Here is a 20274-nt window from a genome sequence, read left to right on the forward strand (position 1 = left end):
CTCGCGCCATGTGCCGCCAAGCGGCCTCGTCATGGTCGGCTGCGGAGTACCTGAGTATCACGCATAGTGCTTCCACGTTCACGGAAAGGAACGAGCGCATGCTGCGCGAGATCCTCGGAAGACGACGGAGGGAACGCACCGCATTGATGTCGGCCGTGCTGACGTGTGCGAGATGGCGCTGGCCGGTGGTTCCCGGCGTCGGATACGACCGCTGGTCGGGCGTGTGTCGTTGTGGTGCTACCGAATGTCGCGTGCCGGGCGCCCATCCGGGTGAACCTCCCCTGCTCGCGGCCACATGTGACGAACGCATGGCGCGCTGGTGGTGGCAACAGACCCCCGACGCGTCGGTGATCCTGGCGACGGGTGGGCGGGTGGCGGCATTGAGCGTGCCGTCGGAAGCCGGTGCCCGCTCGCTGGACCAACTCGCCCGGCTCGGTGTGCGTACCGGTCCGGTCGTCGCCGCGCCGGGCCGCTACGCGTTCCTGGTCGAGCCATACGAGTTGGGCGAACTGGGTGAGTTGCTGGACCGATACGGCCTCGATCGGTACGGCACGGTGCCCTCGACCCTGCGCTTCCACGGCGACGGCGGCTATCTCGCGCTGCCGCCGTCCCGGGTGCAGGGTGGCCTGCTGCGCTGGGCCAGGCCACCGGCGCCCTCCGGGGATCCGACGGCCGGCGGGCCGTGGTTGCCGGGCGTGGCCGACCTGGTCCGCACGCTCGTGGACACCTGCCAACACGCCGAGCCCAGAGCCTGATCGAGGCGCGCCGTCACGCGATGGAGTGATCGTTGTGGCGTAACCGCAACATGTGGTGATCGCTGCACGTAGTGGCGGCGCGATAGGCTCGGCGAGCCGATCATTCCGGCCCCGTTCCGCACCCGAATCCCGCCCGTCGGGACGCGTGTGGAAGGGGGCTTCGCGCGCTAGGAGACACCATGCAGCGCCCACGCACGGGTCACGTCCGCACGGTGGCTCTGGGCGCGGTCGTGGGTCTGTGCCTGATCGTTCCGCTCGCCGCCGCCTCCGCGGACTCGGCGGGTTCGGACAAGGGCCGCCACACCGCCGACTCGGGGCCGACCACCCGCCCGAGCGCCGCCAAGGCGGCCGAGTTCGGAAACGGTGTGGGCGACGGCGATCGGGCGGATTCGGCCAAGCTGCTCGAACTGATCGGCGGCAAGCCCGCCGCGAAGTCCTCGGCGGGGAGCGCCACTTCGCCGGCCGCGGGCACGGAGAGCGTGTGCGGCAAGGCGATCGACGGCCCCAAGGGGGTCCGGGCGCAGACCTGTGTCGAGCGCGACGGTTCGGAGGTCTGGGGCCGCGTCTACTACCGAAACCCCACGCCCGAGCCGCTGTTGCTGGTGATGAGCGTGCTGCAGCCCGGCGGCGGCACGCTGCGGGTGAACTGCTCGGTCGAGCCCAAGGAGACCGAGGGCCGCTGCGACACCCCGCGGGTGCGGGCGCCCAAGGGTCTCGACGGCTGGTCCGCGGTGGCCGAGCTGGCCTCCAAGGACGGTCTGACCAAGCTGCTCCGGTCCGGGTCGGCGACCGCTCAGCGCTGAGCCCGCACCCCCGAGGCGCGCGCGAACCCGGGTCGACACACCGGCCGGCGAATGCGGCGAATTCTCGTCGAACCCGTCGAGGAATCGCGGTGTCGGCGACCCGGAAAGAGCACGGGACAAATTCGGGAAAAGACCCCGGAAAAGTGAAGGGCCCGGCCGCTGAAGACGGGGGATGCATCAGCGACCGAGCTGGGTCAAAGGTAACAACAAGCCGGCGGATCTCCAATCCGGGTCCGGTTGTCGACCGATCACGACCGTTCACGACCGCTCCCGCACGCCCGTAGCCGGGCGCGCGGGCGATCGTCGTCCGTACGACCTCGTGTCCCGTATGCCTACCGGCTGGGCGTCAGCACCTTCTCCGGGGTGCCCTCGGCGGGGCCGGCCGGGTCGTCGGCGGGCCGGTCGGGCGGGTCCACCGCCAGGTGCGGCAGCACCCTGTCGAGCCACGCGGGCAACCACCAGTTGGCGCGTCCGAGGAGGTGCATCATGGCGGGAACGAGCAGCATGCGCAGGATGAACGCGTCCAACGCGACCGCGCCCGCCAGGCCGAGGCCGGCCATCATCGCGCCGCGGTCGCCGCTGAGGACGAACGAGGCGAACACGAAGATCATGATGAGCGCGGCCGAGTTGATCACGCGCCCGGTCCCGGCCTGACCCACGCGCACCGCACGGGCGTTGTCGCCGGTGCGCAGCCATTCCTCGTGCATGCGGCTGACCAGGAAGACCTGGTAGTCCATCGAGAGCCCGAACAGCAGCGGCAGCATGATGACCGGCAGGAAGGAGATGATCGGCCCCTCCTTGCCCAGCCCCAGCAGGTCCATGCCCCAGCCCCACTGGAAGATCGCGACCAGCATGCCGAACGACGCGCACGCGGCGATCAGGTTCATCAGCGCGGCGGTCAGCGGTACCAGCAGGCTGCGGAACGCGACCAGCATGAGCAGCGCGCCCAGCCCCACGATGAGGGCGATGAAGCCCGGCATACGATCGCCGACCACGGCCGCGAAGTCCTTCTGCAGCGCGGTCTCGCCGCCGATGTGGACCTTCAGCGTGCTGCCCTCGGCGGCGGCGGGCACGATCTCGTCACGCAGCGTGTCGATCAGCCGGTCGGTGGCCGCGGCCTGCGGGGACGTCGTGGGTACGACCTGGACGACCCGGGTGCCGGCGGCGAGTCCGCGGGCGTCGGCGGGCACCGGAGCCTCGACCACGCGCACGACACCGGGAGTGCGGCGCAATTCGGTGATCAGGGAGTCCAGCGCCTGCCGGTCCTGCGGACCGTCGAGTTCGGCGACCATGAGCAACGGGCCGTTGAAGCCCGGGCCGAAGCCCTCGGCGAGCAGGTCGTACGCCTGCCGGACGGTCTGCGAAGTCGGCTGATTCCCCTGGTCGTTGGCGCCCAGGCGAAGCGAGAGGGTCGGCACGGACAGGGCCGCCATGACGACAAGTGCGACCAGGCCGAGGGTTCGGGGCCGGCGTTGCACCAGGCGCGCCCAGCGCATGGCGGCGCTCCCGGCCTCCGCGCTCTGCGGGGCGGCGCCCGCGGCTGACTGTGCGGCCAGTGCCCGGCGTTCGCGACGGCTGAGCGCGCGCATGCCGAGCATGCCGAGCAGTGCGGGCAGCAGGGTGGCGGAGGCAAACACGCTCAGTACCACGACGAGTGTGGTGCTGATCGCGATCCCGTCGAACAGGGCGATGTCGACGGTGAACAGCGCCAGCAGCGCGACGCACACCGTGCCGCCGGCGAACACGACGGCCCGGCCGGAGGTGTTCAGGGCCCGTACCGCCGCCTCTTCGGGGGTGAGCCCGGCCCTGAGGCCGTTGCGGTGCCGCGTCACGATGAACAGGGCGTAGTCGATGCCCACGCCGAGCCCGATCAGGCTGCCCAGCAGCGTCGCGGTCTCGGGGATGTCGGTGACGTGGCTGAGCAGGATGACCGCCGAGATGCCGGTGCCGACCGCGAACACCCCGCTGACCAGCGGGAGCAGCATCGCGAACAACGATCCGAAGGCCAGGAAGAGGATGATGCCCGCCGCGACGATGCCCACGCCCTCGGCGAGCCCCGCCGGGGGTTCCTGGGCGGCCTCGATCGCGGGTCCGCCGAGTTCGACGTGCAGTCCGGGCGCACGTGCCTCCTCGGCGCGCTCGATCAGCTCCTCGAGATCCTCGGTGTCCAGCTCGAACTGCTGCTTGACGAAGGTCACCTGGGCGAACGCGATGCGACCGTCCGCGCTGACCTGCGCGGCGCCGTCCGGGCCGTACGGGCCGACCACGCGGCCGACGTCGGGCATGCGCGCGATGTCGGCGAGCAGCGCGGCCATCCGGTCGCGTACCGCGGGGTCGTGCACGGTGCCGTGCTCGGTCCGCCACACCACGTTGTCCACATCGCCGGCCGTGTCGGGGAAGGCCTTCTCCAGGCGTTCGTACGCGGTCGACGACTCGGTGCCGGGGATCTTGAACACGTTGGAGTACGCGCTGCCCAGCGTCACGCTCGCCGCGACGGTTCCGAACAGCGCGGCCACCCAGAGCAGGAGCACCGCCAACCGATGATCGAGACACCAGCGCGCCCAGGCCGCCATAGCCGTTTCCTTCCTCGTGCGGGCCTCGCGGCCCGGTTGTGCTTGCTCGGGCCAGATTCGGTCGATCCGGTGGCGGCACGGCCGGCCGGCGGCCAACTCACAGGAAGCTCACAATCAGTCCCCCGAAGTTCCGCAAACTTCGGCCGGATACTGGGGGCATGAGCAGCAGTCAGCCGCGTGCGGGCGCCAAGGTCCTGGTGGTCGAGGACGAGCCGAGCATCACCGACGTCCTCGCCATCACCCTGCGTTTCCACGGTTTCGAGGTGGTCACGGCGGACGGGGTGCATGCGGCGCTCGCCGTCGCGCGCAGGGAGCGGCCGGACGTGGTGCTCCTCGACATCACCCTCCCGGACGGCGACGGACGCCAGGTGTGCCGGGTGCTGCGGGCCGAACGCCCGGACATCGCGGTCGTGTTCCTCACCGCCCGCGATGCCCCCGCGGACGTCGTCAAGGGACTTACCCTCGGCGGCGACGACTACATCACCAAGCCGTTCAATGTGGACGAGTTGGTCGCGCGTACCCGCGCGGTGCTGCGGCGCACCCGGCCGATGCCGGACGAGAGCGCCCAGCCGGTCCCGCGTCCGCCCGTACTGCGGCACGGCGACCTGGAGTTGGACGAGGCGACGTACACCGCGCGCCGGGGCGGACGCGGCGTGGAACTGACCCCGACCGAGTTCGCGCTCCTGCGCCACCTGATCCGACACGGCGACCGGATCGTGCCGAAGGAGCAACTGCTGCGCGAGGTGTGGCAGTACGAGCACGTCGTGGAGTCGACGGTGGTCGAGACGTACATCAGCTACCTGCGCCGCAAGCTCGATCCGCTGGCGCCGGACGGGCCGCCGCTGATCACCACGCGGCGAGGCGTGGGGTACGGACTGCGACCGGCGGACTTCGGCGCATGACCGGCGAGTTCGAGGAGCGCGGTGACACGGGCGACGGGGTGGACGGGCGACCGGGCAAACGATTGGGCAAACGACCGGGCGGGCCACCGCGTCTGCGCCGGGGCGGGAAGGCGGGCGGGTCCGGGGGCGGCGGCGACAGCGCGCGGGCGGGGCGGGTCCGCCCGGGGATCGTGCTGCGGCGGGTGCGGAAGCGTCCGCACATCGTCGCCATGCGGGCGACGCTGGCACTGAGCAGCATCGCGGTGCTCGCGATCGGGCTGGCACTGCTGATCGGGTTCAGCATGATGGGGGTTCGGCACTATCTGGAGTCGGGTGTCGACGAGGACCTGGCCACGGGCCGGGCGGGCATCGAGCGGACCGGCATCACCCGGGCGCAGTTGTCCGAACCGGGCCCGACCGCGGGCCTGCGCGACGTACTGATGTCGGCCGGGCTGCACGGCAAGGTCTTCGTGCTGGTCGACGAGTTCGGCACGGCCATGCCGATCGCCGACCGGGCACCCGACGCCCTGCAACGTGCTCTGGCGGCGCAGTTCCGGGACCCGCGCGGCATGGCGCCGCACGCCGAGCCGCGTGGCATCTCCCTCGCGGGAGAGGACTACCGGGCGGCGGCGGTGCGCCTGGGCGACGGCCATTACATCCTGCTCGCCCGCTCGACCCAGGACATCGCCGGTGTGGTCGACCGGGTCGTGCACTTCGAACTGTTGGTCGGCGGAGCCCTGCTGGTGCTGCTGGGCGGGTCCATCTACTTCGTCGCATGGTGGCGGTTGCGACCCTTGGAGGACATGGTCGAGACGGCGTCGGGCATCGCCGAGGGCGGTCCGGACCGACCCGATCTGTCCGCGCGGGTGGCGCCGCGCAAGCGGTCGTTCAGCGAGGTCGAGCAGTTGCGGACCGCGTTGAACGCGATGTTGCAGCAGGTCGAGTCGGCGTTCGAGATCCGCGAACACGCGGCGACCCACCTCAAGCGGTTCGTGGCCGACGCGTCGCACGAGCTGCGGACGCCGTTGGCGGCGATTCGCGGCTATCTGCAGTTGTACGAGAAGGGAATGCTGGCGTCGGAGGACGAGCGCATCCGAGCGCTGGACCGGATGGGTGTCGAGGCCGAGCGGATGGACCGGCTGGTCGACGAGTTGTTGGCGCTGGCGCGGCTGGACCAGCGTCCGCAGTTGCGGCCGCGTCCCATCGACCTGGTGTGCGTGGTGCGCGGGGCGGTCGCCGACCTGGGTGCCCAGCAGCCGGCTCGGCGGGTGCATACGGACGTGCCGGATACCTGCGTGGTGCTGGCCGACGGGGCGACGCTGAGCCAGATCGTCGGCAATCTGCTGACCAATGTGCGGGCGCACACGCCGGTGTCCGCGGATGTGCACGTGTCGGTGTCCGAGGCTGCGGGCGACGACGGGGAGCGGCGGGCCGTGTTGCGCGTGCGCGACGAGGGCCCGGGCATGCGACCGCAGGATGCCGAGCGCATCTTCGACCGCTTCTTCCGGGCCGCGCGCGAACGCGGCGGGAACGGGGCGGCGGGCGCCGACTCGGGGAGCGGGCTGGGCATGGCCATCGTGTGGGCCGGAGTGGCCGCGAACCGGGGCACCGTGCGGGTCGAGACCGAACCGGGGGCGGGCCTGACCGTCATCGTCGAACTGCCGGCCGCGGCCGAGGATACCGACGCACTCCGGCACGACGACGCGGCGTTGCCGGCCGGGGCGGCGGAAGCCGACGCACCTCGGCAGGACGGTGCGACGGACGGGACGAAGAGCCGGGCCCCCGGCCCGCAACCGCCGGCACTCGTGTCGCCGACCGCGGAATCCCACCGGGTCCCGTCCGGCGGACCGGCCATGGTCCACCGGACGGGGTCGGGCCCTGGTTCGGCGTGATCCCGATTGTCGGTTCGACGTGATCCGACGGTCGGTTCAGTGTGATCCGACGGTCAGTTCAGTGTGATCTGACGGTTCAGCAGACCGTTGCGGGCGCTGCGCTGACGCGGCGTCAGCGGGCTGGTGTCCGCCATCGCGGCGGCGAGGCGCTCACCGAATTCGCGGGCCGGCTTCTCCACGTCCTCGGCGGTCATCGTGGTCGGCAGATCCCACACCGGGACGAGCAGCCCGTGCGCGCGGAACGAGCCGACGAAGCGGGTGCCCTCGCCCAGGCTCGACTCGCCGGCCGCGTGCAGCCGCGCGATGGCGTCGAGCAGTTCCTCCTCCGCGTGCGGCATGACCCAGCGCAGGTGGTTCTTCTCGGTGGTGCCGCACCAGTAGGCGGCGTCCACCGAGGACAGCCGAACGGTCGGCATGGCCGCCGCGTTCGCCCGCTCCAGCGATGCGCTCACCTCGGCGTTCATCGCGGCCGGATCGTCCACCCAGAAGTCGAAGCCCGGGTGCACGGTGATCTCCAGCGGCTTGGACAGGTCGAGCAGGTCCTGCAACCGGTCGCCGGACTCGGGCAGCGGGCCGGGGGCGACCGACGTGCCGTCCTCCTGGGCGAGCGCGCGCTCCAGGGCGTGCGCGAGGTCCCGGCTGACGTCGCCCGAGCTGGTGTGGGTCTGCAGACCCACCAGGATCGCGCCGTCGGCGCGCCGCAGTGCGGGCCAGGCCATCGGCAACACGGTCGCGAGGGTGACCACCTGGTCGGCGTGCTCGCCGGTCAGGGTCAACCGCGCGGTCGCGGCCGGGACCAGTTCGCGCAGCGCGATCCAGTCGCACTCGTTCGGCAGCCCCTGGAAGGGACGCAGGACGAGCGTCTCGGCGGCGGAGGCCGCCTCGCGCCCGTGACATGCCTTGTACCGGCGGCCCGAGTTGCACGGGCACGGTTCGCGACCGCCGACGACCGGGACGGATCCCGTGGCGGCTGCGGTCTGGGTCTTGTTGCCGGTGTGGCCCTTCAGCGCGGCCTTCTTGCCCATGCTGCGGTCTCTCCGCCTCGGTGTCGGGGGGATGGTGGTCGACGACTCACCAGGTCCGAGGGTACTGAGTTCCGCGGGCATGGGTTGACGCTCGAACGCGTGCGCGACGTGCGGGCGGCGGGGTGCGGCGGGGGTGCGGCGCGGTGGTCGGCCGGGTGGGGCGGGCAACGCGTGCGGCGACGGGCCGGTCCGCAGGGTGGGCGGGAAGGTGGTGTGGGTTCGGCTCTGTCGGGCGTCGCCAGGGCGCGGGTGTCGCCGGTGCGTGGTGCGCGGCCGAGGGCCGAGGTCAGGGTTGGCCCGGGGTCAGGACCCGGGGGCAGAGCCGGGGCCAGGTCCCGGAGTCAGGGCCGGGGGTCGGAGCCCGGGGTCAGGTCCCGGGGTCAGGTCCCGGGGTCGGAGCCCGGGGTCAGAGCCCGGGTTTCAGTCGAGCGGCTCCACTGCGTCGACATCGAATTCGTCCCACAGGCGGTCGGCGGTCCGGGCCCGGACCGGGACCAGCGCCCACACGGTGACCTCGTCCGGCGTGCCGCGCACGCCCCAGTCGGCCGCGAGCGTGCCGATGATGGACAGGCCACGACCCCCGTGTGCGCTCAGTGACGGGCTGGCCTGCCGGGGACGGGTGGAACTGCCGCCGTCGGTGACCTCGATCGCCAGCAGTCCGTCGGGACGCACCCACCAGGCGGCGCGGACGTTCCCGGACGGCAGGGCTCGGGCGTGGCGTAGCGCGTTGCTCAACAGTTCGGACAGGATCAGCACCGCGTCGTCCACGACGTCCCCGGCGATGCCGCGTTTGTCGAGATCGGTGGCCAGGCGGTGCCGAGCCGCGGACACACCGACCGGAGCGTGCGGTACCAACACCGCCGCGGAATCGGGCACCCCACGGGCCACGACCATTGCCACCCCCGGCCTCCTCAGTGCACTCACACGCCTGCCTCGCACGCATGTCTCGCGCGTCGGGCTTGAGATGCCCGATGCCGGCGGACGGGAAACGGCGGGGCGCCGCGCGCTCCGACTCGCCCAGGGGCGTATAGGGGTATGCGATCCTGCCAAGACGGATATAACGCCCCGAAAGGCTACCAGCGTACGCCCCCTAATCGGGGCTAACCGGACACTTGGGCCAGTACCTGTCGTGGCCGATTCGTGATGATGGCATCCACGCCGAGCCGCAGGCACAACTCGACGTCCTCGGGGGTGTCCACGGTCCACACGTGCACCCGGTGCCCGGCCCGATGCAGGCGGGCGACGTAGCGCGGGTGGGCCCGCACGATGTCGATGCTGGGGCCGGCGATGCGCACGTCCCGGGGCAGCGTGCCGTCCCGGAACAGCAGCGGCACGTGCTCCATCAGGAACACGGTGGGCAACTCGGGTGCCATCAGTCGCATCCGACGCAGGGACAACTGGGAGAAGCTCATCACCCGGATCGGCGACGGGTCCTCGGCGGCCGGCCGGGTAAGCCCGAACCGCTCCAGCAGATCGACGAGGCGACGCTCGACCAGTCCCGCGTACCGGGTGGGGTGCTTGGTCTCGATGGCCAGGCGCACCGGGCGGGGCGCGTCCACGACCAGTTCGAGCAGGCGTTCCAGGGTGAGCACCGAGCGGCGGTCCCAGTCGGGGGCCTCGGGTTCCTCGGGGCGTTCGCGTTCGACGCCGGATTCCTTCCAGGAGCCGAAGTCGAGCGCGGACAGGTCCGCGAGCTCCAGCGTCGAGACGATGCCGCTGCCGTTGGAGGTGCGGTCGACCTTGCGGTCGTGCACGCACACCAGATGGCCGTCGGCGGTCAGGCGGACATCGCATTCCAGGGCATCGGCGCCGTCCTCGATGGCCTGGAGATAGGCCGCGAGCGTGTGCTCGGGGACGGTGTCGGACGCACCGCGGTGGGCGACGACCTGCACGTTGGCGCGCAGCGGGCGCGCCCCGATGGTTGACACGGACCAATCGTGCCATCCCGAGGTGAGCGCTCGGTGACGGGCAGGTGTCGGGCGGCGGTGTCCCGGTTCGGTACGGGAGTTGTGTGCCGATGTGTACCGGTATGCGCATGCGTGCGTCGGCGTGCGTCGGCGTGCGTCGGCGTGTGTGGACGTGTGTGGGTGTGTGGGGCGATTGCGCGTTGTGTACCGGCCGGGGTTGGCGGGTCTGCGGGTCGGCGGGTCGGCGGGTCGGCGGAGGTGAGCGCGAGTTGCGAACGGCCGGGCGGCGGGGCCGGGGCCGGCGGGGGGTGGGGATACGGCTTCGCCGAGGTCGCGGTGGGCGAGCGATGGCGTCTGCGGGGCCTCGTGGGTCGGGTCGCGGGGCGTTTTCGGGGCCGATCTTCGGTGATTCCTCCGAGATTTACACCCCTGTGCGACCGGCTCCACCTGCGCGGATAACCCCGGGATAAGAGGGACGAGCGGTCGGGACGTCCGGCGCTTACGGTGTTCAGACAGGGCGTCGGGAAGTCTGTGGGCATCAAACATTCCGAATGTGTGTGGGAGGAAGACCGTGAGCGACGACCGCGACGTGACCGGCGGCGAAGTCGGTTCACCGGTGCCAGGGGAGGGCCACGGATCGTCCTCCGCCACACCACTGCCGGCGGAGCCGGGGATCGGGTCCGCGGCGGCGGAGCCGGAGTTCCGCTCCGAGGTGCCGGCCAAGCCGGTCGGGGCGCCCACCGTGGGGCAGCCGCACGGGGAGGCCGGGCCGTCCACCGCGGCGCTGCCGCCGGTGGGTGAGCCGACGGCCGAGGTGCCCGCCGCGTTCGCCGCCGCACCCGCAGCGGGTGCGGCGGGCGGCGCGGGGGTTCCGCCATTCGGGACGACCGGTGCCTACCCCGGCTACCCGGGCTACCCCGGTTTCGGCGCACCGCCCAAGCCCAAGCGCCGGCCGTCCGGGATCCTGGTCGCCGCCGTGGTGGCCGCGCTGCTCGCCGGCGGTGTCGGCGGCGGGGTGGGCGCGTGGATCGCGGAGCGGGACGACAAGCCGGCCGCGGCGGGCGTCGGCCCGTCCTCCTCGCCGGTGGACCCGGCCTCGCTGAACCGCTCGCCCACGAGCGTGGCGGGCATCGCCAAGCAGGCGGTGCCGAGCACGGTGACGATCAAGACCAAGGGCAAGGTGTCCGGCCAGGGCACCGAGAGCGGCACCGGCGCGGGCTTCGTGTACGACAAGCAGGGCCACATCCTGACCAACAACCACGTGGTGTCGCTGGCCGCCGCCGGTGGCGAGCTGAGCGTGACCTTCTCCGACGGCACCACCAAGCCGGCGAAGATCGTCGGCCGCGCCGAGGGGTACGACCTCGCGGTGATCAAGGTCGACGACATGCCCACCAACATCCAGCCGCTGCCGCTGGGCGACAACGACAAGGTCGCGGTCGGCGACCCGGTGATCGCGATCGGCGCACCGTTCACCCTCTCCAACACCGTGACCACGGGCATCGTGAGCGCCAAGGACCGCCCGGTCGCCTCCGGCGACCAGCAAAAGGTCTCGTACATGAACGCGATCCAGACCGACGCGGCGATCAACCCCGGCAACTCCGGCGGTCCGCTCCTGAACGCGGCCGGCGAGGTGATCGGAATCAACTCGGCGATCCGCTCGACCGGCGGCGGCGGGCAGTCCCCGTTCGGCCAGCAGCAGGAATCCGGCAGCATCGGCCTGGGCTTCGCGATCCCGATCAACCAGGCCCGGTGGGTCGCGGACACCCTGATCCAGGGCAACAAGCCGGTCTACGCCCAGATGGGCATCCTGCCCGACTCGCGCTACACCGGCACCGGCGCGCAGATCGTGGCGCAGAGCACCAACGGCCAGGACCCGGTCACCGCGAACGGCCCGGCGGCAAAGGCCGGCTTGAAGGCCGGCGACGTGATCACCAGGCTCAACAACCGGGCGATCGGCTCCTACGAGGACCTGTTCAGCGAGATCTGGAGCCACCGCCCGGGCGACAAGGTCAAGGTCACCTACCAGCGCGACGGCAAGGAAGCCACCACCGAGGTCACCCTGGGCCAGCGCGTGGGCGACAACTGACCCCCGCCCCCGGCCACCCATGGGCCCGCCCGGAATCCCCAGTGATCCGAGCCATCGCTCATGAGAGACTGATCCCGCCCGCACCCCCACCAGGTCGCGGCGCTGGAGGACTCGCCTAGTGGCCGATGGCGGCAGTCTTGAAAACTGCTAGCAGGGGTGACCTTGCTCGTGGGTTCGAATCCCACGTCCTCCGCAGGAAGCCGCGGGATGGCGGAAACGCGCAGGTCGGCGGCACTTTCGAGGAGACTCGAACGAGTGCCGCCGACCTTTGTGTGTGACCGGTGAAGGCTGGGGCGACGGGCGGCTGCGGTGTATGCGCGGTTGAGGCCCGGTGGGTTTCGGGGTGTGCTTCGCGGTCGGGGCCCGGGGGTGGCCTTGCTTGCGTTGCTCGGGAGCCGGTGTGGGATCGGGCGGCGGGGTGTGGGTTCTCGGGCTTCTTCGCCCGGCTCAGGTCAGTTCCGCCTCGAAGCCCTGGCGCCAGGACGGGTAGCGCAGTTGCCAGCCGAGTTCTCGTTTGGCCTTGGTGTTGGAGAAGGCGCGGCCCTCGGTCATCATGATCACCGCCACCTCGCCGGCCAGCAGGCGGGCCGGCCACTTGGGGATCCGCATCGGGGGCTTTGCTCCCGCGCAGGCGGCCAGGTGGGGCAACCACTCGCTTGCCGGGGCCGGTTCGTCGTCGACGATGTTGAACACGCCCTGCGCCTGTTGCTCCACGGCCAGGACGGTGGCGCTCGCCGCGTCGTCCAGGTGCACCCAGGAGCTGTAGCCGGTCGCGCGCCCCACCAGTGGGAACTGTCGTTTGCGTACGAGCTCGACCTGGTCGTCGGTGGCGCCCGGTCCGTAGAACGCTCCGTACCGCATGACGGCGCCGCCGGCCTTGCCGACCGCGTCCTCCACGTGACGGAGCGCTGCCATCGACGTGTGCGCCGCCGTCCCCGTCATCAGGTCCAACGGGTCCTCCTCGGTCTTCACCCATCCGCCCGTACGGATGCCGTTCCAGTTGGCGTAGCCCTGGGCGACGAAGTGGGAGACGCCGGCCGCCTCGGCCGCGGCCAGCAGGTGGTCCGTTCCCTCGGTGCGCAGCCGGATGGTGGGGACCGCCCACCGGTCGAAGTGCTTCAGATCGGGCTTGCCGGCGTGTGTCATGGAGATGCCTGTCATCTGGTGCACGATCGCGTCCGGCTGGGCCTCGGCCACCGCCGCGCCGACCGATACCGCATCAAGCCCGTCCATCACGACGGCATCCGCGCCCAGCTTCTCGAGTGAGCCCAACTTGGCCGCACTCGTCGTCGTCGCCGTCACCTGGTGGCCCCGCGCCACCAGTTGAGGCACCAGCCGCCGTCCCAACACCCCGGTCCCGCCTGCCACGAACACCCGCATGACCATCACCTTCCTGATCGGAGCCTGCCTCCGGCACCCGAGACGAGACGGCCTGCCCGGCCATCCGCGTCGGGGCCCTTTTCGAATCGCCGCGCAAGCCGGCGTACCGCTGCCACCGACCGCTGCCGCCGTACAGCTACCGGCGTCCTGCCGCCGTACCGCTATCCGCTCCCGCCGTACCGCTGTCCGCACTTGCTCCCGCCGTTCACGCCGCCGCCCGTTCGTCAACCCGCCCGGCCGGAAAGCCGCCCGCCGCAAGCCGAGCCACCGTCACCACGGCACCCGGCCGTCCTCGCCGAAGAACCCGGCGGTCGGTCTCCGTGCTTCTTCGAGCCCCGAGACGAGACAGCCCGACGACATGTGACATGTGGGCTCCGGTGCTCCGGTGCTCCCGTGCTCCCGTGCTCCCGGGATCCGGCAACCCCGGGATCCGGCAACCCCCGGATCCGGCGACCCAGGGACCCGATGCCCCAAGGCGCCTGCTCCCCTGCGTCGTGGCGTATTCGGCGGGGGCCGCCATAATCGGTGTCCGCACTCGATTCGGCCGTCGGTTTCACGGGGCCGGGATCGGGCTCGGTCGAACGGGGGACTGTGCATGATCGATCCGTTGCTGCCCGGCGATCCTCGGGAGGTTGCCGGATATCGGCTGCGGGGCAGGCTCGGCCAGGGCGGGATGGGCAGCGTCTACCTGTCGTACACGCGCGGTGGACAACCCGTCGCCCTCAAGGTGGTTCGGCCCGAACTGGCGCAGGATCCCGAGTTCCGCAGGCGGTTCGAGCGCGAAGTGCAGGCCGCTCGGCGGGTGTACGGGCCGTACACGGCGCCGGTGCTGGACAGCAACACCGACGGTCCGCTGCCGTGGCTGGCCGGTGCGTATGTCGCCGGGCCGGCGCTGTCGGAGGCCGTCCGGGTGCACGGACCGCTGCCCGTCGAGACGGTGCTGCTGCTGGTCGCCGGTGTGGCCGATGCGCTCGCGTCGGTGCATGCGGCGGGTGTCATCCATCGTGATCTCAAGCCGTCCAACGTGCTGCTGGCCGCGGACGGGCCGCGCGTCATCGACTTCGGTATCGCCCGCGCGGCGGACACCACCGCGCTCACCGGTACCGATGTCGTGGTCGGCACACCGGCGTTCATGTCTCCGGAACAGGTGCTGGGCAAGCCGGTCGGTTTCCCCAGCGACGTGTTCTCGCTCGCGCTGGTCGGCCACTACGCCGCGACCGGCGACCATCCCTTCGGGCAGGGTCACGCACAGGCCCTGATGTATCGGATCGTCAGCGAGGCACCGGAGTTGGGTGCGTGCCCGGAGCCGTTGCGGAGCCTGCTCGGCGCGTGTCTCGCCAAGGAGCCCGCCGACCGCCCCTCGCTCGCGGACGTGATCGAGGGTTGCCGGCGCGGCGCCGAGGCGAGCCCGCTCGTACGCGGAACGGGCTGGCTGCCGGCGGCGATCGCCCGGGACGCCGCCGGGCGCGAGGCGGCCCCGTCGACGGCGGCCGGCGACCGGGAAGCGGACGAGGCCGCGCCCGGCCCGCCGATCCCGCCGCCGCCGATGCCGTCCGCCCCGCCCGCGGTGTCCGCCTCGCCTGCGGTGTCTGCCGCGGCGGCCGTGTCGCCCGCACCGCCCCCGCCGGCCCCGCCGGCCCCACCGACACCCCTGCGGCCACCGATCGTGGGCATGGCGACGCCCCCGCCCCTGCTCCCGCCTCCGGTAGCCGCCCCGGCCTTCGCGCCGGCGAAGCCCGTCCCCGGCGGTGCGACGCGCCGACGACCGTGGGCCCGCATCGCGGTGGCCGCCGTGGCCGCCGTCGTGGTGATCGTCGCGGGAGTGTTCGTCATCCCCTCCCTGATCGACGGGGACGGCGACGGCGGCGGGACCGGCAACACCGGGTCCGGCCACGGCGGCGGTGACGGTTCCACGCCGACTCGGTCGAAGGTGCCCCTGGTGATCGGTGCGCCCGTGGTGCCCTCGCTCTCGTACCTCGACGACGGGATCTGCAACGGAGGCTTCGCCACGTACGTCGACCTGGAGAACCTGACGGTCAAGCTCGGGCAGAAGGACGTCGCGGACGATGCGGTGCCGCCGCTGGTCACGCTCAAGTACATGGCGTGTCACCGGGATTCGCGCGGCGACGACCACGGCCCCCTGACGGCCGAGCTGCGGTTCCTGGACACCGGAGCCGTCGCGGGTCTCGTCGGCAAGCCGGATGCGACCCTCGACGAGTGCCGCAGCGCCGCCCGGGTCGCGTCCCTGCCGAGTTCGTTGCCGCTCACCGCGCTCAATTCGAACCTCGTGGGGCCCGATACGGGGCTGTGTATCGAGACGAGTCGCAAGACCGTGGTGCTGGTGTGGGTGACCGACGTCCGGGAGGCCCCGGGCAGCGGGGGATTGCGGACGTTCTCCGTCGTCGCCACCCAGTGGCAGGCGGGAAGCACGGGGTCCTGACCGGCGGATCCGCGGTACGCGCGGAAGCCGGAGCGACCGGCTTCCGAACCCCGGCCGAGCGCGGCTTCTCCGTCCTTGTCCACCGATCGGTGGACGGCGGGTTCCATCGGTCGAGCCTGTCCGGGCTCCGGGCCCGAAGACCAGGATTTCGGGCATGACGAAACTTCCTGTTCGGATGGTGCGGTGGAGCGCCGGACACCCCTGGCGGGCCATCGCCGGCTGGGTTCTCTTTGTCGCGTTGTGCCTCGGCGGCGGCATCGCCGTCGGGACCAACGCAGCCACGGCCGACGACTTCCGGGTCGGCGAGGCCGGCCGCGGCGAGGCGATGGCCACCGAGGGTGGACTGCAACAACGCCCGGTGGAGCGGGTGTTGATCACCGCGCAGGCCGGGGGCCGCCTGGACGCGGGCGCCGCGGACGCCGCGGCCGGCGAGATCGCGGACCGCATGCGGAAGTTGCCCGAGGTGCTGTCCGTGACCGCGCCGGTGCGTTCGGCGGACGGTACGGCCGTCCGGGTGGAGGTCACCATGAAGGGCGCCGAGCTGGACGGGAAGAACCACGTCGACCCGCTGCTGGCGCAGACCGCGAAGGTGCAGGCCGGCCATCCCGGGTTGCGGATCGCGGAGAGCGGTGGTCCGTCGATCAGCAAGGACGTCCAGGGTCAGCGTGGCGAGGACCTCTCGCGTACCGAACTGATCGCCCTGCCGATCACCCTGCTCACGCTGCTGATCGTGTTCCGCTCGGCGGCGATGGCCACCGTGCCGCTGCTGCTGGCAATGTCCGCGATCGCGGCGGCCATCGGGCTGTCGATGCTCGCCTCGCACGTGATACCGGACGCCGGGGTCGGTACCAACGTCATCCTGTTGATCGGCCTGGCGGTCGGCGTCGACTACGCGCTCTTCTACCTCAAGCGCGAACGCGAGGAACGGGCCCGATCCGGTGGCCGGCTCGACACCCGGGCCCTGGTGGAACTGGCCGCGGCCACCTCCGGACACGCCGTCGTGGTGTCCGGGCTCGCCGTCGCCGCCTCCAGCGCCACCCTCTACCTCGCGGACGACGTCATCTTCTCCTCCATCGCCACCGGCGCGATCCTGGTCAGCCTGGTCGCGGTGCTCGGCTCGCTGACCGTGTTGCCCGCGCTGCTGGTCAAACTCGGCGTCCGGGCGGAGCGCCGCGCGGTCCGCCGGGCCGAACGGGTGGCCCGCCGCGGCGAGACGCCGGCGGCGAAGTCGCACCGCATCGGCGCCGGTCGGCTCACCACGGCCGTGTTGCGGATCACCAGCCGGCGTCCCGCCGCCACGCTCGCCGTCGCCGTGCTCGCCATGCTGGCCCTGACCGCCCCGCTGGCGAACCTGAAGCTGACCGACATCGGCCGGGAGACCTACTCCCGCGACCTGCCCGCGATGGAGACCTGGCATCGGCAGAACCAGGCGTTCCCCGAGCTGAAGTCGATGCACCAGATCGTGGTCCGGGCCGAGGCGGGTCGCGCCGACGAGGTGGCCGGTGCGCTGCGCGAGCTGGAAGGACGCGCGCACGGCGACCCGGTTCTCGCCGGCATCGCCGAGCTGCGGACGTCCCCCGACCACCGGATCACCATGCTGGAACTGCGGGTACCGCACTTCGTCAGCGCCGCCGCGGCGCAGGACTCGCTCGACCGGGTCCGTGCGGACTTCGTGCCGGCGACCGTGGGCAGGCTGCCCGGCGTCGACGTCGCGGTGACCGGCGACGTCGCCCGGTACGCGGACTACCCCGAGCACCAGAAGGGCAAGCTGCCGCTGATCATCGCGACGTTGCTCCTGGTGACCTTCGTGATCACCGTGTTCGCGTTCGGCTCCGTGGTGCTGGGCCTGGTCGGCGTGGTGTTGAACCTGCTCTCGGCCGGTGCCGCGCTCGGTTTGCTGGTCGTGGTCTTCCAGGGAACCTGGGCCGAGGGGCTGCTCGCCTTCGACTCGACCGGCTCGATCGGCTCGCGTGTCCCGCTGTTCCTGTTCGTGATCCTGTTCGGGTTGTCGATGGACTACCAGGTGTTCGTGATCAGTCGGATCCGCGAGGCCGCGCTGCGCGGGGTGCCGACCAGGCAGGCGGTACTCGACGGGATCGGCAGTTCGGCCGGGGTGGTGACCAGCGCCGCGTTCGTGATGGTCACGGTGTTCGCCAGTTTCATCGGGCTGCATCTGATCGAGATGAAGCAGTTCGGCTTCAGCCTCGCGGTGGCCGTACTCCTGGACGCGTTCGTGATCCGGATCATGATCCTGCCCGCCGCGATGCTGCTGCTGGGCGAGCGCAGCTGGTGGCCGTCGATCGGGACGCGTCGGACCCGGGAGCAAAACCCCGCCGCCGTTGTCCACCCGGCCGCAAAAGTAGGCTGATCAACATGTCCGAACGGCCGCAGTTCATCGACCGGTTCCGGGCGTGGACCCCACACCGCTGGTACATCCTGTTCTGGGTGCTGCTGGGCCTGGCCCCGATGGTCGTCGCCGGCAAGGACGATCCCGGGGCGAGCAGGTACTGGTCCATGGGGCTGCCGGTCGTGCTCGGCCTGTGCTACCTGATCACCCGGGTGTTTCCCGGCAATCCGGTGCTGCGGCCGAACGCCTTCCCGGGCGTGCTGATCGTCGGCCTGGGCGCGATGGCCTACACCCGCGACGGCGGTGCCACGGCGTACGCGGCGAGCCTGCCGCACTTCTGGTTCCCGGCCAGGGACCCCGGCTCCGCGATCGTGTTCGGCGGGCTCGCCGCGGCCGCCACCGTGCTGGGCGGCGTCGCCCCGCAGGGCTGGAGCCCGGATCTGCTCACCGGCAACACCCTCGCGACCGTGATCGCCTACGCGGTGAGCGTGCCGATCGGGCTGTCGGTGCATCGGTTCGTCGAGCAGAGCGGTGAGCGTGAGCGCGTCCTGGGCAGCGAACTGGCCAGTGCCCAGCAGCGGTTGGCCGAGGCCAATCAGCGCCGGGGCGCGGCGGAGGAGCGGGAACGGCTGGCCCGGGAGATTCACGACACGCTCGCCCAGGGATTCGCGTCCATCATCGTGCTGGCCGAGGCGGCGCGTTCGGGCATCGCGACCGACCCCGCGACCAGTGGTCGGCAGTTGCTCTCGATCGAGCACACCGCCCGGGAGAACCTGGCCGAGGCCCGGGTGCTGGTCGGCTCGGCGCCGCAGAGCGGAGTGGTTCCCGGCTCGGTCGCCCGGACCCTGCGTCGCACGCTGGACCGGTTCGTCGAGGACACCGGGATCACCGTGGAGGCGGAACTGCCCGACGTCGAGTGCGACCAGCAGACCCGAATCGCGCTGCTGCGCTGTACCCAGGAGTCGCTGGCGAACGTGCGCAAGCACGCGAGCGCCGGCACGGTCGGTGTGGTGCTCGCCCGGTACACCCACGGCGTCGAATTGGAGATCACCGATGACGGTCGGGGGTTCGTGGTCGACGAGGCCCGCGGCTTCGGTCTCGACGGTATGCGCAGGCGACTGGCCGAACTCGGCGGCGAGTTCACCGTCACCAGCTCGGTCGGTGACGGGACCCGGATCCTGGCGATGATTCCCACCGATGGTCAGGAGTGAACGACATGACACAGGACACGCTGCGGGTCGTCGTGGTGGACGACCACTCGGTGATGCGGGCCGGGGTGGTCGCGCTGCTGGCCTCGGCGGCCGGCATCGAGATCGTCGGCGAGGCGGGCGACGGGCTCGCCGCCGTCGAGCTGGTCGAGCGGTTGGAGCCCGATGTGGCGCTGATCGACCTGCGGATGCCGGTCCTGGACGGGGTGGCCGCCACCGCCCGGATCGTCGGCCTCGGCGGCCGCACCCGGGTGTTGATCGTGACCACCTACGACACCGACGTCGAGATCGAGCGCGCGGTCGAGGCCGGTGCCATCGGCTACCTGCTCAAGGACACCACCCGCGAGCAACTCGTCGAGGCCATTCGCTCGGCGGCCCGGGGCCAGACCGTGCTGGCCCCGAGGGTGGCCGAGCGGCTGGTCGCCCGGATGCGCCGACCCGCCCCGGTGGTGTTGACCACGCGCGAGGTGCAGGTGCTGGACGCGGTGGCCGACGGGCTCTCCAACGCGGACATCGGCAAGCGCCTGGTGATCGCCGAGGCGACGGTGAAGACGCATCTGCTGCGGGTCTTCGCCAAGCTCGACGTCAGCGACCGCACGCACGCGGTGGTCACGGCGATCGAGAGCGGGTTGCTGCCGCGGTCCAAGGACGGCATCCGCGACTGAGGCCGGGCGGGCCGGCGAAGCCGTGCCGGGTCGCGGGTCCTTGGGGCCGGGTGGCCGAGCCCGACGGCGCCCGAGCCCGACGGCGCCCGAGCGCGCCGCGGTGGATCCGGCGACCCCCGGCGCCCCCGGCGGGCCTCGATCCGCGCCGGGGCACGCATTCGCCCGTACCGGGGCCGCTCGACCCCGGAAGAGCGCTCCTATATATAGGGGATGCGCCCGGCGCGACTTTCGGCGCACGGAATCCGCTTTCCCGAAGCCACTCGTCGTGATATCGGGCGCGCTTTCCCGGCGCCCGTGCTTCCGGAGGGTCGC

At 71.8% G+C, this 20274-nt stretch carries 14 protein-coding genes and 1 tRNA gene; 10 read left to right on the plus strand and 5 right to left on the minus strand.

The window, feature by feature from the left end; translation table 11 throughout:
- The first annotated feature begins 146 nt into the window (after window positions 1-146).
- On the plus strand, window positions 147-755 hold the full coding sequence (locus tag ACIBM5_RS20105) for a bifunctional DNA primase/polymerase (RefSeq protein ID WP_391587412.1): 609 nt from the start codon (window positions 147-149) through the stop codon (window positions 753-755).
- A gap of 179 nt (window positions 756-934) precedes the next feature.
- Window positions 935-1558 carry a hypothetical protein gene (locus tag ACIBM5_RS20110; protein ID WP_396008100.1) on the plus strand — a complete coding sequence of 208 codons (624 nt, stop codon included), beginning with the start codon at window positions 935-937 and terminating at the stop codon, window positions 1556-1558.
- A 332-nt stretch (window positions 1559-1890) separates the two neighbouring features.
- On the opposite strand, the gene ACIBM5_RS20115 is transcribed toward ACIBM5_RS20110, so the two are convergent.
- Complete coding sequence (locus ACIBM5_RS20115; RefSeq protein ID WP_396008101.1) at window positions 1891-4131, minus strand: MMPL family transporter; 2241 nt, start codon at window positions 4129-4131, stop codon at window positions 1891-1893.
- 158 nt (window positions 4132-4289) lie between these two features.
- On the opposite strand from ACIBM5_RS20115, the gene ACIBM5_RS20120 reads away from it, so the two are divergent.
- Together ACIBM5_RS20120 and ACIBM5_RS20125 are read left to right on the plus strand one after the other, a co-directional pair.
- A complete protein-coding gene (locus tag ACIBM5_RS20120; RefSeq protein ID WP_396008102.1) occupies window positions 4290-5033 on the plus strand; it encodes a response regulator transcription factor in 744 nt (247 codons plus the stop codon).
- Complete coding sequence (locus ACIBM5_RS20125; RefSeq protein WP_396008103.1) at window positions 5030-6904, plus strand: sensor histidine kinase; 1875 nt, start codon at window positions 5030-5032, stop codon at window positions 6902-6904. The genes ACIBM5_RS20120 and ACIBM5_RS20125 overlap by 4 nt, the downstream gene beginning before the upstream one ends.
- Before the next feature lie 53 nt (window positions 6905-6957).
- Here the strand turns inward: ACIBM5_RS20125 and ACIBM5_RS20130 are convergent, their stop codons facing one another.
- The 3 genes from ACIBM5_RS20130 to ACIBM5_RS20140 form a co-directional block, all read right to left on the minus strand.
- Window positions 6958-7929, minus strand: coding sequence for a DUF5926 family protein (locus tag ACIBM5_RS20130; RefSeq protein ID WP_391587344.1), 972 nt, complete (start codon window positions 7927-7929; stop codon window positions 6958-6960).
- Between the two features lie 420 nt (window positions 7930-8349).
- Window positions 8350-8823, minus strand: coding sequence for an ATP-binding protein (locus tag ACIBM5_RS20135; RefSeq protein ID WP_391587413.1), 474 nt, complete (start codon window positions 8821-8823; stop codon window positions 8350-8352).
- Between the two features lie 206 nt (window positions 8824-9029).
- Complete coding sequence (locus ACIBM5_RS20140) at window positions 9030-9857, minus strand: glycerophosphodiester phosphodiesterase (protein ID WP_391587345.1); 828 nt, start codon at window positions 9855-9857, stop codon at window positions 9030-9032.
- 550 nt (window positions 9858-10407) lie between these two features.
- Here ACIBM5_RS20140 and ACIBM5_RS20145 point away from each other — a divergent pair.
- Both ACIBM5_RS20145 and ACIBM5_RS20150 read left to right on the plus strand, forming a co-directional pair.
- Window positions 10408-11922 (plus strand): trypsin-like peptidase domain-containing protein, encoded by a 1515-nt coding sequence (locus ACIBM5_RS20145; protein ID WP_396008104.1) that lies wholly within the window; start codon window positions 10408-10410, stop codon window positions 11920-11922.
- 104 nt (window positions 11923-12026) lie between these two features.
- Window positions 12027-12115, plus strand: a tRNA-Ser gene (locus tag ACIBM5_RS20150).
- A gap of 254 nt (window positions 12116-12369) precedes the next feature.
- Here the strand turns inward: ACIBM5_RS20150 and ACIBM5_RS20155 are convergent.
- Window positions 12370-13308 carry an NAD-dependent epimerase/dehydratase family protein gene (locus ACIBM5_RS20155; RefSeq protein WP_396008105.1) on the minus strand — a complete coding sequence of 313 codons (939 nt, stop codon included), beginning with the start codon at window positions 13306-13308 and terminating at the stop codon, window positions 12370-12372.
- 589 nt (window positions 13309-13897) lie between these two features.
- Between ACIBM5_RS20155 and ACIBM5_RS20160 the strand changes: the two genes are divergently transcribed.
- The 4 genes from ACIBM5_RS20160 (at window position 13898) to ACIBM5_RS20175 (ending at window position 19962) form a co-directional block, all read left to right on the plus strand.
- Window positions 13898-15742: a protein kinase gene (locus tag ACIBM5_RS20160; RefSeq protein ID WP_396008106.1), complete on the plus strand. Its 1845-nt coding sequence runs from the start codon at window positions 13898-13900 to the stop codon at window positions 15740-15742.
- 154 nt (window positions 15743-15896) lie between these two features.
- Window positions 15897-18110, plus strand: coding sequence for an MMPL family transporter (locus ACIBM5_RS20165; RefSeq protein WP_396008107.1), 2214 nt, complete (start codon window positions 15897-15899; stop codon window positions 18108-18110).
- Window positions 18111-18115: 5 nt separating this feature from the next.
- On the plus strand, window positions 18116-19300 hold the full coding sequence (locus tag ACIBM5_RS20170) for a sensor histidine kinase (RefSeq protein ID WP_396008108.1): 1185 nt from the start codon (window positions 18116-18118) through the stop codon (window positions 19298-19300).
- A gap of 5 nt (window positions 19301-19305) precedes the next feature.
- Window positions 19306-19962: a response regulator gene (locus tag ACIBM5_RS20175; RefSeq protein ID WP_396008109.1), complete on the plus strand. Its 657-nt coding sequence runs from the start codon at window positions 19306-19308 to the stop codon at window positions 19960-19962.
- The last annotated feature ends 312 nt before the right edge of the window (window positions 19963-20274 follow it).

It is taken from the genome of Embleya sp. NPDC050493, from assembly GCF_044458105.1.
Lineage (GTDB): Bacteria > Actinomycetota > Actinomycetes > Streptomycetales > Streptomycetaceae > Embleya.